The sequence below is a fragment of the Amycolatopsis kentuckyensis genome (genome assembly GCF_002155975.1).
GTDB lineage: Bacteria > Actinomycetota > Actinomycetes > Mycobacteriales > Pseudonocardiaceae > Amycolatopsis > Amycolatopsis kentuckyensis.
Genome location: NZ_MUMI01000184.1, coordinates 1 through 15,399 on the forward strand (window position 1 = coordinate 1; position 15,399 = coordinate 15,399).

Sequence of the window (15,399 nt, forward strand, 5' to 3'; positions counted from 1 at the left end):
CAGCTCACTCCGGGCCAGCTCGCTCCGGATCGGATCACCGGAATCCGCGGGCCGGCCACCGGGAAGACGCGGTCCTCGCCGGGCAGGGGCACGCCCGGGCAGGTGACCGAGCCCGGCCGGGAATTCGCCGTCAGGAAGACGTTGACCATGCCGTCGACGCACGGGTTGCCGCCCAGGGCGTACTGGCCGTGGAACGCGGCGTCGTCGACCGACACCAGCGGGACCCCGGCGGCGCGGACCGCCGAACGCGCTTGCTCGTAACCGGTCTGCGGGTCGAACTCACCCTGGACCACCAGCACGCTGGCCGCCGCCTCGGGCGGCAGCTCGGCCAGGGCCTGCCGGGGCCGGTCGGACCAGAACCCGCACGGCTCGGTCAGTCCGTAGGCCCAGCCGAAGATCGGGTACTGCGGGCCCTGCCGGTCGGACAGGCGCCGGTACCAACCGGCGGACTTGGTCGGCTGGTCCCCGCACGCCACGGCGTAGCGCGTCCCGGAAACCTTGCGGTAGTCCGGTTCCGCGGTCGCCAGCCCGGCGGCGACGTCGGCGCCGGTCAGCCGGTCCAGCCGCTTGCCGAACACGGTCGTCGACCAGGTGTCCAGCTGTCCGGCGAGCGCGGCCGGGACCTGGACCGGCTGGCCGTCCAGCTCCCCCGCGCCGGCGACGAGGACCGCGGCGACGAGGATCCAGCGGATCTCGTTGCCGTTGCCGACGAACAGGGCGTCGAACTGATCCGGCGCCACGCCGAGCCCGGCGTAGAAGCCGCGCAGCCGCTCGATCTTCTGCTTCACCTCGGCCGGGGTCGCGCCGAGCTGGGCCGGGAACTGCCGGGCCAGCCACGGCACGAAGACCTCGTCGGTCTGCCGCTGGCCGATCTTCGGGAACGCCTCGAAGTCGGCCTGGAGGCGGCCTTCGAAGTCGACGCTGGAGTCGAGCACCACCTTGCCCGCGCGATGCGGGAACAACGACGCGTACTTGGCGCCGAGCCAGGTGCCGTACGAATAGCCCAGGTAGTTCAGCTTCTCGTCCCCGAGCAGGATCCGGATCAGGTCCATGTCGTGCGCGGTCTGCCACGTCGTGACGAACGGCGCGACCGCGTCGCTCTGGCACGCCTCCGCGATCGCCCGCGGCGTCTTCTGGTGCTCGGCGATGCTCGCCGCCGAGCGGTCACGCGCGTCGAGCGGCCCCTGCGGCAGCCGTCCCACCGGTACCTGGCAGACGAACCCGGCGTCGGTGGTCCCTTCGTGCCCGGTGCCGCGCGGGTCCATGCCGATGAGGTCGTACCGCTCGTTCACGCTCGGCTCGAGGCCCGCCAGCGCCCCCGCGAGGGAACTGCCTTGACCGCCGGGGCCACCGGGGTTCACCAGCAGCGCGCCGAGACGTTCGCCCGTCGCCGCGACGCGGCTGACGGACACGCTCAGGTCCACTCCGGAATCCGGGTCCGCCCAGTCCCGCGGCACGGTGATCACCGCGCATTCGGCCGGCTTCGCGCCAGTGGCCACGGGGAACGGGCACGCTCCCCAGGCCACTTGCTGGCCGGTGTAGCGGTCCGGCGTGGCCGCGGCGGCGGTTCCCGCGGGAACCACCGGTACCGCGAGCAGCACGGCGGCGATCAGAAACCGGCTCGCTGTCCTGTTTTTCACGTGACGCCCCTCGTCCGGGTGAATGATCACCCGGAGTATGGCGCGCATTCCCGGCGCCGGGATCAACCAAAAGTACGAGGACCCGCGCGCACCACGAGGGTCCGCGCCACCAGGTCGCCGATCCGCTGCCGCCGCCGGGAAAGCACGATGCTGACCACGGCCACCAGCCCGAACAGCAAGCCGTCGACCGTCATCAGCAGCCACCGGAAAACGTAGGCGCGCGCTTTGGGCGGCCCGCCGCGCAGGGTTTCGACCCGCAGTCCCATGACCAGCATGCCCGGGGTGACCCCGCCCCGGCGCAACGGGATCCAGATGTGGATCAGGGCGTCACAGGCGTAGTTGACCGCGAAGAACGTGATCGCCGGGCCCCACAGGATCGTTTTCGGCGGCACCCATCCCCACCGCAGCAAGGGAATGACGAGGAGGCCGACCGCGAGCGCGGCGAACATCCCCAAGCCGGCGGCGAGCGCCTGGTCCAGCACCGCCTGCACCACCCGGCGTCCCGCCATCCGCACCCGCTCCGGCACTTCACGCCGCCCGGCCGGGACGGTCACCGCGCTGACCGCACACTGGGCGAGTCTCGCACACCGGTCAAGGTCATCCCAGCAACCCGCGCTGCCACGCCCAGACGGCAATCTCGGTGCGGTTGCGCAGTTCCAGCTTGCGCTGCACGCTCGCCAGGTGCGTCTTGACCGTCGAGAGGGAGACGCGGAGGTCGTCGGCGATCTCGGCGTTGGTCCGGCCGCGGGCCACCGCGAGCACCACATCGGACTCGCGATCGGTCAGCAGGCCCGGGGTCCCCTGCGCGCGCTGCCGCGCCTTTTCGGTGAACCGGGCCAGCAGGCGCACGGTCACCGAAGGCGACACCATCGCCTCCCCGCCGGCCGCTGCCCGGACCGCGTCGACCAGCAGCTGCGGGCCCGCGTCCTTGAGCAGGAACCCGCTGGCGCCGCCGAGCAGGGCGGCGTAGACGTTCTCGTCCGCGTCGTAGGTCGTCACCACCACCACGCGCAGCGGTTGCGCGACCGCCGGGCCGGCCAGCAGTTCGGTGGCCCGCAGACCGTCCACTTTGGGCATCCGGATGTCCATCAGCGTGACGTCCGGCCGCAGCTGCCGCGCCAGCCGGACCGCGGTCTCCCCGTCGGCGGCTTCGGCGATCACCTCGATGTCCGGCGCGGCGTCCAGCACCAGCCGGAACCCGGTGCGCACCAGCACCTGGTCGTCGGCGACGAGCACCCGGATGGTCATCAGAGCCCCCTCGGCAAGGCGTCGAAGGGCGCGTCCTCGCCGGCGAGCGGCAGCCGCGCCGCGACCCGCCAGCGCGCCCCGGGTTCCGGCCCCGCGGTCAGGCTGCCGCCGAGCATGGCCAGCCGCTCGGTCATGCCGATGATCCCGAACCCGCCGGGAGCGGCCGTCGCGGTGGCACCGTCGTTGCGCACCTCGAGCACGAGGTCGTCGGCCTCGACGCGGGCGGCGACGACCACCTCGGTCGCGGCCGGCGCGTGCCGGCGGGCGTTGGTCAGCGCTTCGGTCACGACGCGGTGGACGGTCGTGCTCACCTGGGGCGGCACCGGCAGCTGGTCCAGTTCCTCGGCGACGTCCACGCGGGCGAAGGAGCCGGCGGCCGCGCGCACCGCGTCACCGAGGAGGGCACCGGACAGCAGGGGCACGTCGCGGGTGTCCCGCAGCATCCCGACCAGCCGGCGCGCGGCGGCCAGTGCCGCACCGCCGGCTTCCTCGATCTCGCGGTAGACCGCCGCGTGCCCGCCGACGTCCGCATTCGCTTCGGCGATCGCCCGGGCGGCCTGCACGCGGACGACGATCCCGCTGACGTGGTGGGACACCAGGTCGTGCAATTCCCTGGCCAGCTGCAGGCGTTCCTGGCTGCGCACCCGGTCCAGCGCGGCCCGCTGCCGGGCATCCGCCGCCCGCAGGATCAGCCCGACGCCGAGGCAGGCACCCCAGTACGCCGCGGCCGCCACCGCCAGCAACGTCTCCGGCTCGCCGGCGCCGTAGCGGAGCAGGGGCGCGGCGATCATCACCGCACCGAGCGCCGGCGCCAAGACGGCGGCGTGCTGCGGTTCGAGCTTGCGCCCGGCGGCGGCCGCGAGCAGCCCGGCGGCCACGATCTCGGCGAACGGCGGCTGGCTCCGGACGTGCGCGGTGACCGCCACGACCGTGCCGATCGCCGACAGCGCGGCGACGACGCTCCCCAGCACGCCGACGTGGCGGGGGAAGCGCCGCCGCAGCACGGCCAGCACCGGGATCGCCGTCCCGGTGGAAGCCAGGAGCCCGGTGAGCGGCGCCGCCCAGCCCCCGCTGCCGCCGGGCACGCGCAGCACCAGCACCACGTCGGCGATGACCGCCGCGACCAGCGCGGCGAGCTCGGTGCCGAGCATGCCGCGCCGGGCCCGGGCCCCCGCTCTGCGCATGGCCGTCATGATCCCGCGCCCCGGTTCAGCCCGCGCGCCGGACCCCGGCGATGTAGCGGTTGGACGGCGACAGGTAGCTGAGCACGGTCGCGACGACGGCCACCCCGCAGCTCAGGTAGCCCGCCCACGACGGTTCGGTGGTGAGCAGCGAAGCCGCCTGCAGCAGGGTGAAGACAGTCAGCGTGACGCGAGCCCAGTTGCGGCCGGCCTTGAGCTTGAACGACAGCCACAGGTACACCACCGCGATGACCGCGGCGATGGCGACCGGCACGGCCTGCGCGACCAGGGTGAGCCGGTCGAGCTGGTCCGGTGCCAGCGCGGGATCGGAGCGTCGCAGAGCCGCCGCGATCTCGTCGCGCGCGCTCAGGACGAGCAGCCCGCCGGCGATCGCGGACACCGTGGAGACCAGGAAGCCGAAGAAGGCGGCGATGATCGTGCTGGGCGGGTTCTCCCGCGCCGTTTCGGTAGTCATACCGGGAAGTTAGGACGCGCCGCGCCCCGGCACCGGCTGAGGCGAGCTCGTCTCGTACTTTCGGCCGAGGGTTCGCTGAGCGTGGGGTAGCGACCACGCCCGCTCGGTCAGGCAGCCAACCGATCTTCCGGGGTGACGCCGCGCCGGGCGAACGCCGGGGCTCGCTCCGGGCGCAGGCCCACGCCGACGAGGTACACCGCCAGCGTCCGCAGGCCGGGCAACCACTGCGCCGCGGTCATGAGCCGGCCCGCCGGACCTGCCTGCCTCCCGGACACGAGCGGGCCGGCGAGGTCGGCGTGCATGAACCGCTGCAAGGCCTGCACCAGCAGCAGCGACGGCAGCCGGCGCCGCCGGATCCGGGCGAGGTCGGTCCCGCGCACCGCACCCCGCAGTAGCCGCTCGGCCAGCAGGGTCGCGGTCGCGACGGCGTCCTGGACGGCGAGGTTGATGCCGACGCCCCCGACCGGCGACATGGCGTGCGCCGCGTCGCCGATGCACAGCAAGCCCTCGACGTGCCACCGGCGCAGCCGGTCGAGCCGGACGTCGAGCAGCTTGACGTCGTCCATCGAAGCCAGCTCGCCGACCCGGTCGGCGTACTCGGGGAGGAGTTCGGCCACATCACGCCGGAACGCGTCGATGCCGCGGGCACGCAGCCGGCCGTCGGTGCCCTTGCGGGCGACGTACCCGATCTGGAAGTAGCCCTCCCGAGGGATGACGATCGCGAAACGTCCCCGGCCCGGCCGTCGGGTCAGTTGGGCGACCTGCTCGCCTTCGCGCCGCGAAAGCCGGAACCACCAGGTGTCGAACGGAACGGCGAACTCGGTCGAGCCCAGTCCGGCCGCCGCCGGCAGGACCGAATTCCGGCCGTTGCCGGCGATCGTGAGATCCGCGCGGATCTCGCCTTCGACCGTTTCGCCGCCGGGCCCGCTCGTGCGGTAGCGGACCCCGGCAACCCGGCCGCCCTCCTGGACGAGCGACGTCACCGCCGTCCCCATGGCGAGCCGGAACCCCGGTTCCGCCCGCGCCGCGTCGGCCAGCAGGTTCAGCAGATCCCACTGGGGAACGACGGCCACGTACGGGTGCCGCACCCCCCACCGCCGCAACGCACCGAAATCCCCGATCCGCCGGACCCCACCGGCGCCGTCCGGCAGGACCACGTCGACGATCCGGGTCTGGGGCAACCGCGCGAACCGCTCCCCCAGCCCCAGCTCGTCAAGGAGCTGCAGGGTCGCCGGATGCACGGTGTCGCCGCGGAAGTCGTGCAGGAAGTCCTCGTGCTTCTCCAGCACCGTGACCTCGACCCCGGCCCTCGCGAGCAGCAAGCCGAGCACCATGCCCGCCGGCCCACCACCCACGACACAACACGTCGTCCGCTCCACAGCGCCCCCCGTCGGCCACCCACCCACCTTCTACACCCGACGGGCCGGCGGTCTTCGGCGGCGGCGCGGACGAGAGTATTCAGGGCAGCTTCGCCGCACGAACGTCCCGGCTGAGCGCTTACTCGCCGCGCGGTCCCTCAGGAATCCCCGCCGGGCTGAGCCGCGCAGTGCATGTCACGCGCGGGCCGCTCCCCCGTCGCCAGGTAGTTCGTCACCGCGGTGTTCGCGCACTGGTCGAGCCCCAGGTACACGCCGTGGCCGCCCTGGTCGACCGTCACCAGCCGGGCTCGCTCGCCGAAGGCCGCACGCAGCTCGAGGGCGTTCACCAACGGCGTTCCCGGGTCGCGTTCGTTCTGCACCATCAGGACGTTCGCCGGGCCGCGGCCGGTGATCCGCACCGGTGGCTCCTTCGGGGGCGCCCAGTAGGCGCACGCCGAGATGTTGGCCGTGGCCGCGCCGAGCAGCGGGTAGCGGATGCGGTCGACGGCCACGTTCAGCTGGTACGTCCCCACCGACCTCGGCCACGCCGAGTCGCCGCAGATGACCGCGAACCGGGACGCGAAGAGGTTCTCGACCGAGCCCAGCTCGACCGGTGGCTGCGGTGCGCGGCCCTGATCGAGAGCCCGCCAATCCGAGGCCAGCGGGGCCAGGTCCGTCGTGTACAGGCCGCTGAACGTCAGGCCGCGGAAGATCGAGCCCGTCACGTCCGCCACCGGGGCACGGTCCAACCGCGCCGCCAGCTCGTGGAACTTGGCCGTCACCTCGGCCGGCGTGCGGCCGAGGCCGTACTCCGGGTGCGCCGCGGCGAACTTCGCGAAGTCCGGGAAACGGTCTTCCATGCCTCGCGCGAACGACCGCATCGCGGTGATGTCGTAGCCGCCCGGGCCGAGATTGCTGTCAAGCACGATCCGGTCGCCGCGGTCCGGGAACATCGTCGTGTACACCGCGCCCAGGTACGTGCCGTAGGACGCACCGAGGTAGGACAGCGTGGCCTCGCCGAGCGCCGCCCGGATGCGGTCCATGTCCCGCGCGGTGTTCGCGGTGGTGACGTGGGGCAGCATCGGACCGGTGACGGCGTCCCGGCATTGCCGCGCCTCGGTTTTCGCCAGCTTCGCCTGGTTCACGACGTCGGCCGGGCCGTCGGCGTAGGGCAGGTTGCCGATCGCCAGCTGCGCCGGGGTGAGGTCGCACGTCACCGGCGTGCTGCGCCCGACGCCCCGCGGGTCGAACCCGATGACGTCGTAGGCGTCCAGCACGCTCTGCGGCAGCTTCAGGTACTTCAGCACCTGCGGGTAGTCCAGGCCTTCGCCGCCGGGGCCACCCGGGTTGGTGAACAGCACGCCCCGCCGCTTCTCCGGGTGCTTGCTCGGCATGCGCGACACCGCGATGTCGATCGTGCGGCCGCCCGGATCGGCGTAGTCCAGCGGCACCTTCAAAGTCGTGCACTGCAGGTCCGGGACTGGGAAGGCGCCGGCCGGGCACGGTCCCCAGGCGGGGCCGGTCGCGGCGGACGCCGGGGACACGGCCGTCGCGCCGAGCACGGCGACCGCGGCGGTGAGCAGGGTTTGGCGCAGCATGGTTGACACGATTCGGATTCCCTTCTTCCGGCCGCGGTTCATCGGCGCGGCTCCCAGCGGAAAAGCCGCGCGGCCAGCGTGACGGCGACGACGACCCAGGCGAGCGTCGGTGCGAAGAGGACGAGCGAGTCGGCGATCGGGACGCCGCCGTTCCAGGCGTTCAGCACCAGCTCGGTCGCCGAACCGCCGGGCAGCAGACGCTTGAGCAGCGTCAACTCGCCGGTGCCGGTGACGCCGACCCAGCCCGACACGGCGAGCACGCCGAGGCTGACCGGCAGCGTGGTGACCTGCGCGTGCTCCGGCGAGTTCGTCAGGCCGGCCGTGGCCAGGCCCAGCGCGATCATCATGGCCACCACGGACACCACCGCCGCGACCAGCAGCAGCGGGTCCGCCGGGGTGCTGGTGACCGCGGCCAGCGCGCCGAGGATGACGGCGATCTGGACCACCGACAGCACGGTGATCGGCAGCAGCAGCCCGGCGAGGATGCCGGTGTCGCCCGCCGCGGTGGAGCGCAGGCGCTTGAGGAACAGGTTCTGGCGGCGGGCGGCCAGCGTGGTCACCGACGTCGTGTACAGGCCGATGCCCGCCACGAGGAACAGGGCGAGGGTGGCGAGGTAGCCGAGGCTCCCCACCTCGGTGAAGACGTCGTGCTTGGTGACGAAGAACGCGCTCAGCGCGGCCGGCAGCACCAGGGCGGTGACCAGCACCAGGCGGTTGCGGAAGATCTGGATCAACTCGCCGCGGGCGATCGTGAGCATGGGGGTCCTTCTCTCAGGAGTGTTCGATGGCGCGGAAGACGTCGTCGAGCCGGGTCGGCCCGGCCGCCAGGTCCTGCAGCTCGACGGCGTGGTCTTCGGCCCAGCCGAGCAGCGTGTGCAGGTCCTTCTGCAGGCCGAAGGTCTCGACGAGGAACTTGCCGTCGCCGCCCCGCGAAGCCAGCAGCGGCGGCGACGGCGCGTGCGGCGGCAGTCCGAAGTGGATGGTCGCGGGCAGGGTCCGCGTCAGCTCGGCGACGGTGCCCTCGCGGTGGAAGGCGCCCTGGTGCATCAGCCCGATGCGGTCGGCGCGCTGCTGGGCCTCTTCGAGGTAGTGGGTGGTCAGCACGACGGTCGAGCCGTCCTCGCGCAGCCGGTCCACCGCGGCCCACAGCGCGTCGCGGGACTGGATGTCCAGGCCGGTGGTCGGTTCGTCGAGGAAGACCAGCTCGGGGGTGCCGTACACGGCGGTGGCGAAGTCCAGCCGCCGCTTCTCACCGCCCGAGAGCTGCCCCACCTTGGTCCCGGCCTTGCCGGTGAGGCCGACGACGCCGAGCACGCGCCCGACGTCGTCGGGGCGTTCGGTGAGCCGCCCGACCAGGCCGACGGTCTCGCGCACCGTCAGGTCCGGGGAGAACCCGCTCTCCTGCAGCATGATCCCCATCCGCGGGCGGACGGCGGCGCGGTCGCGGGGGTCCTTCCCGAACACCCGCACGGCACCCGAGGTCGGCGTGCGGTGGCCTTCGACCGTTTCCAGCGTCGAGGTCTTCCCGGCGCCGTTGGTGCCGAGCAGGGCGTACAGCTCTCCGCGTTCCACTTGGAACGAAAGGTCCTTCACGGCGGGGAAACCGCCGTAGGTGAGGGTGAGGCGATCGACGTCGATGACGGGTGTGGTGGACATGCTGCGATTCCAGCGCCGATCACGGCCGGGCGGCAGTGCGCTCGCGTCACCACCGCACCGTGACATTCCGGCCCCGCAAGCATGACGTGGCGTCACTGGTCGGGTCCCGGCGGGTGCGGCATGCTGGCGGGGACCGCGCCGACCCCGGAGGACCATGACCGAGACCCGCCGGAGGTGGTCCGGCGGAGCCGTGCAGGACCGGCTGCGCCGGCTCAACCTCATCACGACGGTGCCGCCGCTGGCGTTCGTCGGCCTGCTGCTGCTGGGGCTCACCGCCGGGTCCTGGTGGCACGCGGGCATCCAGATCGTCGGGCTCGTCGCGGCGCTGGCGACCGCCGAACGCTGGACGGCGGGCGACTACCTCCGCGTCGCGCGGCCGAGCCTGGCCGTCACCGCGGTGGTCTGGCTGGCCGGGGCGCTGACGGACGACACCGCCGCGTTCTACGGCGTGTCCATCGTCGGGTCGTTCCTCGTCCCGCCGCTGCGCCGCCACCGGCTCGCGGCCCTCTTCGGGGTCGCCGTGCTGGTCGCGGTCCTGGGCCTGCCCAACGTGCTCGTGCACCCCGACCACACCGGCGCACGGCTGGTGCAGTACGTCGCCGTCCCGGCGATCGCCGTGCTGATCTCGACCGCGTTCATGTTCGCCACCCAGCGCCTGTTCGACCTGGTCGCGGAGCTCGAACAGGCACGCGAGCGGGAAGCGGAACTGGCCGTCGCCCGGGAGCGCGTCCGCTTCGCGAGCGACCTGCACGACATCCAAGGTCACACGCTGCACGTGGTGAAGCTGAAGGTGGCGCTCGCGGAGAAGCTCCTGGACGCCGACCCGAGCCGCGCGCGGGAGGAGCTGCGCGAGGTGCACACGCTCGTCGGCGACACGATCGTCCAGACCAAGGAGCTCGCCTACGCCCAGCGCCGGCTCAACCTGACCGCGGAGCTGGAGAACGCGAAGAACCTGTTCGAGGCCGCGGGCATCCACGTGCGCCTCGAACGGGAAGCCGAGCCGGACACCCGCGTCGGCGAGCTGCTCGGCCAGGTGCTGCGCGAGACGACGACGAACATCCTGCGCCACGCCGAGGCCCGGCACGTCCGGATCACGCTCGGCCGCACCGGCATCGCGATCGTCAACGACGGCGCGGGCGAGCCGGGCCCGCTCGGCGGCCTTTCGGCGCTGCGGCACCGGCTGGCCGAGAACGGAGGAGAGCTCGAGGTGTCGCACGAGGACGGCCGGTTCCTGACCGCGGTGGCGTTCCCGGAGCTCGACAGGGCCGTCCGATGACGACCGTGGTGCTCGCCGACGACGAAGTCCTGCTGCGCAAGGCCCTGGCGGCGCTGCTGCCGCTGGAGGGCGGGATCACCGTGCTCGCCGAGGCCGAGGACGGCGAGCAGGCGGTGGCGGCCACCCTGCGGCACCGGCCCGACGTGCTCGTCATCGACCTGGAGATGCCCACTGTGGACGGTCTCGGCGCGGTCGCGGAAATCCGGCGGGTCCGCCCGGAGCAGGTCGTCCTCATGCTGACCCGGCACGCCCGCCCCGGCGTGCTGCGGAAGGCGCTGAAGCTGGGCGTCCAGGGGTTCGTCAGCAAGGCCGCGGAGCCCGCGCACATCACCGCGGTGATCCAGGCCCTGCACGCGGGCAAGCGCTGGATCGACCCGGACGTCTCGGCGCTCGCCGTCGTCGACGACTGCCCGCTGACCGAACGCGAGCTCGACGTCCTGCGCGCGACGCGCGAGGGGTATTCGGTGGCCGAGATCGCGGGCCGGCTCCACCTGGCCGAGGGCACGGTGCGCAACTACCTGTCCAACGCGATGCAGAAGACCCAGACCCGCACCCGCCACGAAGCGGCCCGCTACGCCCACGAGCACGACTGGCTGTAACCGGCTCGGGCGTCCTTGCCGGACGGCGGCCGGTGCACCGCCGGCGGACGTGGACTGACTGCGAGCCGCCGCGAATCCCCTGGTCGATCTCGTGCTGCGGCCCGGTCGACCGGTCAGCGGCGAGCCGTACGGAACCGTCGCTGGTAGGCGGCGGGGCTGATCGACAGCTTCCGCGCGAAGACCCGCCGCAGGCTCTCGTAGCTGGGAAACCCGGCGAGGGCCGCCGCCTGCGTCGCGGTGTGCCCCTGGTCGAGCAGCGCCCTGGCCAGGCCGAACCGGATGTTCTCGACGTAACGGGCGGGAGTCGTGGCCAGCTCGTCGTGGAAGAGCCGGGTCAGGTGCCGGGTGCTCACGTTGAGGTGCTTCGCGAGCTCACCGGGCGAATGGTCCCCGGCCGGATCCGCCGTCACCAGAGCGGTGATCGTTTGCAATGCCCACGAGCGGGGCGGTGCCCCCTGCAGCGGCGCGGAGAACTGCGACTGCCCACCCGCCCGTTTCATGTACACCACCAGGGCGCGGGCGACGTCGCGAGCCAGGTCCGGTCCGTGGTCCTCTTCGACCAGGGCGAGCGCCAGGTCGATGCCGGCCGTCACCCCCGCCGACGTGTAGGTGGTGCCGTCGCGGACGTAGATCGCGTCGGGTTCGACGCGGCAGGACGGGCATCGGGCGGCGAGCTCGGGCGCGACCTGCCAGTGCGTGGTGGCGCGCTTGCCGTCGAGCAGGCCCGCGGCGGCCAGCACGAACGCCCCGGTGCAGATCGACGCGACCCGGCCGGCCCGCGCAGCCGGGATCCGGGCGGCCTTCGCCAGGTCGGCGGGGACGCGGGTACGGGGATGGACGTCGGAGCCGACCACCAGGAACGTGTCATGGGCCGGCTCCGCGGCGACGGCGCCGTCGACCGCGATCCGGACCCCGAGGCTCGACGTGACGTCCGCCCCGGTCGGCGACAGCAGCACCGTCCGGTAGCCCGCGCCGAACCGGTTCGCCTCCTTGAACACCTCCGCGGGACCGGCGAGGTCCAGCAAGGTGACCCCGTCGTAGACGAGGAACGCGACGCGGTGAACGGACATCCGTCATTGCTAGCACACCGTCGATCCCCCGTCCGGATTTGAGGGGTTTCCGGCCGGACGAAGGCGGCGCGGAGAGGCGCTCGCCGCGCAGCATGGAGACATGTCAGAAGTCATCGCGGGCCTGGAAGTTCCCGATACGGCGGCAGTCGCCGAGGCGACCGCGCACATCCGGGAAACGACCAGTCCCCTCCTCTACCACCACTCGCGGCGGGTCTACTTCTTCGCCCTGATGCACGCACGCCGGCTCGGTGTGCAACCGGACCCGGAACTGCTCTACGTGGCGGCCCTGTTCCACGACGCCGGTCTCCTCACGCCGTTCTCCGACGTCGAGCAGCGCTTCGAAGTCGACGGCGCCGACCACGCACGCAAGTTCCTGCTCGATCGCGGTTTCCCGGCCGCCGCCACCGACACCGTCTGGACCGCGATCGCGCTGCACACGACCCCGGGCATCCCCGGCCGGATGCGCCCGGAAATCGCGGTCACCCACTGGGGTGTCCTGACCGACGTGCTCGGTTTCGGGCTCGACGAACTGGACGGCGACCAGCTGGCCGAAATCCTCGCCGCCCACCCTCGCGGGAACTTCAAGAGCGAATTCCTGCGCACCACCGTCGACGGCCTCCGCCACCGCCCCGACACCACGAACGGAACCGTCAACTCCGACTACCTCGACCACTTCGTCCCCGGCTTCCGGCGCACGACAACCGTCGAACGCATCACCGGCTCGCCGTGGCCGAGCTGACGTCCCGAAAGGACTCGACCATGCAAGCGATCACCGTCAACGACCGCGACGCGGGCGTCGCCGGCCTCACCCTGACCGAGCTGCCCCGGCCCCACGCCACCGAAAACGACGTCGTCGTGCGCGTGCACGCCGCGAGCTTCACCCCCGGAGAGCTCGACTGGCCTGCCACCTGGACCGACCGCGCCGGCCGTGACCGGACCCCCAGCGTCCCCGGGCACGAGCTGTCCGGCACCGTGGCCGAACTCGGCTACGGCACCACCGGGCTCACCGTGGGTCAGCGGGTCTTCGGGCTGACCGACTGGGCCCGCAACGGAACCCTGGCCGAATACACCGCGGTGGAAGCCCGCAACCTCGCCCCGCTCCCGGCGGACATCGACCACACCGCGGCCGCCGCGCTGCCCGTCTCCGGGCTGACCGCCTGGCAGGGCCTGTTCGACCACGCGGGCCTCACGACCGGCCAGACCGTGCTGGTCCACGGCGCCGCGGGCGGAGTCGGCTCCCTCGCCGTCCAGCTCGCCCACGAGGCCGGCGCCCGCGTGCTCGCCACCGGCCGAACCGAGCACCGCGACCTCGTGCTCGGCCTCGGCGCGCAGGAGTTCTTCGCCCTCGACAGCGGCGACTGGGCGCACGCCGCCGAGGTGGACGTGGTGCTCGACGTCTTCGGCGGCGAAGTCCTCGAGCGCTCGGCGGCCGTTGTCCGCCCGGGCGGCACCCTCGTCACCATCGCCGCTCCCCCGACCGCACGGCCGAAGGACGGACGAGCGGTGTTCTTCGTCGTCGAGCCGGACCGCGCCCGGCTCACCGACCTCGCCCGGCGGCTGCGGGCCGGGCGACTGCGCCCCCTCGTCGGAGACGTCGTGCCGCTCGCCGAGGCACCCGCCGCGTTCGGCTCTCGCCACCACTCACCCGGAAGGACGATCGTGCGGGTCGCGCCAAGCCTTCCGTGAGACTCGGTATCGACCTGGCGGCGCGGGCATTTCGAGGTGCCCAGCTTCGAGACCGGCAGCGCGGCCCGGTTCTTCGCCCGGCATCTTGGCCGGCTCGGCACGTCGACGGCCTGACCTGACAGCACCGCACGCAAGGCCTGGGTCCGTGCAGCCGCAACTCCCAGCGATCAAGGAGCTCCGGGGCCAATGGCGTTGTCGATGAGGACGGCGGCGATGGCTTTGGCGGTGGGGAAGGTTTCGGCGTTGAGGGCCCGGTTGCGGGCCGAGGCGCCGTCGAGCAGCAGCGCCAGTTGTTCGCCGAGTTGTTCGGGGTTGGTGGCGCCTGCTTCGCGAGCGGTGTCGGCGAGCCGGGCGGCGACGGCTTTCTTGTAGTCGTGCGCCCGTTGGCGTGCGGGGTGTTGCGGGTCGCTGATTTCGACGGACGCCGCGATGTAGGGACACAGGGGCGTGACGTCCTCGGTCCCCTGTGTCGCGGCCGTGGGCACCTCGAAGGCCGCGAGGAGTCGTTCGCGGGGTGTGAGGTCGGCGCGGTCGAACACGCCGGGCATGACGTCGGGATCGAATCGGCGCAGGTATTCCGTGACGAGCTCGTCCTTGCCGGCGAAGTGCTGGTAGGCCGTGCGCTTGGAGACCTGGGCCACCGCGCAGAGCTGGTCCATGCCGGTGTGGTTGATGCCCTGCTCGCGGAACAGCTGCAGTGACGCGCTGAGGATGCGCTCGCGCGCCCCCCGGCCGCGGCGCCGACCTTGGGGCCCCTTCGCCAACTCCGTCATATCCCCAGCATAGCGCGCCGGGTAACGCCCGGTGTACATAGCTTGCGCCTCGGCCGACTGCCCGCTACGTTAGGCACACAGATCGGTGTACATAACACCTCGTCGATTCAACGGGAGTGATCGTGGGAAAGCTCGATGGCAAGGTCGCGGTGATCACGGGCGGAACAAGCGGTCTGGCGCTGGCCGGTGCCAAGCTGTTCGTCGACGAAGGCGCGCACGTCTTCATCACGGGCCGGCGGCAGGAAACGCTGGACGACGCCGTCGAGCAGATCGGCCGGAACGTCACCGGCGTGCAGGGCGATGCGGCCGACCTGGCGGATCTGGACCGCTTGTTCGACACGGTCAAGCGGGAAAAGGGCGCGATCGACGTCTTGTGGGCCAGTGCCGGGACGGGCGAGCAGCGCGGGCTCGGCGAGATCACCGAGGAGCACTTCGATACCACCTTCGGGCTCAACGCGCGCGGGACGCTGTTCACGGTGCAGAAGGCGCTGCCGCTGTTCAACGACGGCGGCTCGATCTTCATGACCGGGTCCAACGCCTCACTCAAGGGCTACCCCGAGTGGAGCGTGTACGCGGCGAGCAAGGCCGTGCAGCAGGCCTACGCCCGCGTGTGGCTGGCCGAGTTGAAGGACCGGCGGATCCGGGTGAACGTGCTGACTCCCGGCCAGGTCGCCACGCCCAAGCAGGAGGAGTTGTTCGACGAGGAGACGATGCGCCAGTTCGAATCCCTGATCCCGCGGGGAAAGATGGGCCGCCCCGACGAGATCGCGACGGTCGCGCTGTTCCTCGCCTCGGACGACTCGAGCTACGTGAACGGGATGGAGCTGGCCGTCGACGGC

Annotated in this window: 16 protein-coding genes; 5 read left to right on the forward strand and 11 right to left on the reverse strand. The window is 72.4% G+C overall.

Going from position 1 to position 15,399, the window contains the following annotated elements:
- The 9 genes from CCN39_RS18535 to CCN39_RS18575 all read right to left on the reverse strand — a co-directional run.
- A partial coding sequence (locus CCN39_RS18535; RefSeq protein ID WP_143264074.1) for an alpha/beta fold hydrolase occupies positions 1-1,640 on the reverse strand: 1,640 nt, incomplete at its 3' end.
- Between the two features lie 62 nt (positions 1,641-1,702).
- The gene (locus tag CCN39_RS18540; RefSeq protein WP_244210858.1) at positions 1,703-2,194 is read right to left on the reverse strand and encodes an RDD family protein; all 492 of its coding nucleotides are present in this window, start codon (positions 2,192-2,194) and stop codon (positions 1,703-1,705) included.
- Between the two features lie 43 nt (positions 2,195-2,237).
- Positions 2,238-2,888: a response regulator gene (locus CCN39_RS18545; protein ID WP_086843632.1), complete on the reverse strand. Its 651-nt coding sequence runs from the start codon at positions 2,886-2,888 to the stop codon at positions 2,238-2,240.
- On the reverse strand, positions 2,888-4,072 hold the full coding sequence (locus tag CCN39_RS18550; RefSeq protein ID WP_244210859.1) for a sensor histidine kinase: 1,185 nt from the start codon (positions 4,070-4,072) through the stop codon (positions 2,888-2,890). Before CCN39_RS18550 ends, CCN39_RS18545 begins: the two co-directional genes overlap by 1 nt.
- A gap of 25 nt (positions 4,073-4,097) precedes the next feature.
- Positions 4,098-4,544, reverse strand: a complete 447-nt coding sequence (locus CCN39_RS18555) for a hypothetical protein (RefSeq protein WP_086843633.1) — start codon at positions 4,542-4,544, stop codon at positions 4,098-4,100.
- Positions 4,545-4,651: 107 nt separating this feature from the next.
- Positions 4,652-5,878: an FAD-dependent oxidoreductase gene (locus CCN39_RS18560; RefSeq protein ID WP_167455119.1), complete on the reverse strand. Its 1,227-nt coding sequence runs from the start codon at positions 5,876-5,878 to the stop codon at positions 4,652-4,654.
- Between the two features lie 182 nt (positions 5,879-6,060).
- On the reverse strand, positions 6,061-7,497 hold the full coding sequence (locus CCN39_RS18565) for an alpha/beta hydrolase (RefSeq protein ID WP_086843655.1): 1,437 nt from the start codon (positions 7,495-7,497) through the stop codon (positions 6,061-6,063).
- Positions 7,498-7,538: 41 nt separating this feature from the next.
- Positions 7,539-8,258, reverse strand: coding sequence for an ABC transporter permease (locus CCN39_RS18570; RefSeq protein WP_086843637.1), 720 nt, complete (start codon positions 8,256-8,258; stop codon positions 7,539-7,541).
- A gap of 13 nt (positions 8,259-8,271) precedes the next feature.
- The gene (locus tag CCN39_RS18575; RefSeq protein ID WP_086843639.1) at positions 8,272-9,156 is read right to left on the reverse strand and encodes an ABC transporter ATP-binding protein; all 885 of its coding nucleotides are present in this window, start codon (positions 9,154-9,156) and stop codon (positions 8,272-8,274) included.
- Between the two features lie 154 nt (positions 9,157-9,310).
- Here CCN39_RS18575 and CCN39_RS18580 point away from each other — a divergent pair, with 154 nt between their 5' ends.
- Positions 9,311-10,432, forward strand: a complete 1,122-nt coding sequence (locus CCN39_RS18580; protein ID WP_086843641.1) for a sensor histidine kinase — start codon at positions 9,311-9,313, stop codon at positions 10,430-10,432.
- Complete coding sequence (locus tag CCN39_RS18585) at positions 10,429-11,031, forward strand: response regulator transcription factor (RefSeq protein ID WP_086843643.1); 603 nt, start codon at positions 10,429-10,431, stop codon at positions 11,029-11,031. Before CCN39_RS18580 ends, CCN39_RS18585 begins: the two co-directional genes overlap by 4 nt.
- Positions 11,032-11,144: 113 nt before the next feature.
- Here CCN39_RS18585 and CCN39_RS18590 read toward each other — a convergent pair whose 3' ends face one another.
- Positions 11,145-12,101, reverse strand: a complete 957-nt coding sequence (locus CCN39_RS18590) for a GlxA family transcriptional regulator (protein ID WP_086843645.1) — start codon at positions 12,099-12,101, stop codon at positions 11,145-11,147.
- A 100-nt stretch (positions 12,102-12,201) separates the two neighbouring features.
- Between CCN39_RS18590 and CCN39_RS18595 the strand changes: the two genes are divergently transcribed.
- Both CCN39_RS18595 and CCN39_RS18600 read left to right on the forward strand, forming a co-directional pair.
- Complete coding sequence (locus CCN39_RS18595; protein ID WP_086843647.1) at positions 12,202-12,840, forward strand: HD domain-containing protein; 639 nt, start codon at positions 12,202-12,204, stop codon at positions 12,838-12,840.
- A 20-nt stretch (positions 12,841-12,860) separates the two neighbouring features.
- Positions 12,861-13,787 (forward strand): NADP-dependent oxidoreductase, encoded by a 927-nt coding sequence (locus CCN39_RS18600; RefSeq protein ID WP_086843657.1) that lies wholly within the window; start codon positions 12,861-12,863, stop codon positions 13,785-13,787.
- Between the two features lie 167 nt (positions 13,788-13,954).
- On the opposite strand, the gene CCN39_RS18605 is transcribed toward CCN39_RS18600, so the two are convergent.
- Positions 13,955-14,560 (reverse strand): TetR/AcrR family transcriptional regulator, encoded by a 606-nt coding sequence (locus tag CCN39_RS18605; protein WP_086843649.1) that lies wholly within the window; start codon positions 14,558-14,560, stop codon positions 13,955-13,957.
- A 122-nt stretch (positions 14,561-14,682) separates the two neighbouring features.
- On the opposite strand from CCN39_RS18605, the gene CCN39_RS18610 reads away from it, so the two are divergent.
- On the forward strand, positions 14,683-15,399 hold a 717-nt coding region (locus CCN39_RS18610), incomplete at its 3' end, for an SDR family NAD(P)-dependent oxidoreductase (RefSeq protein WP_167455118.1).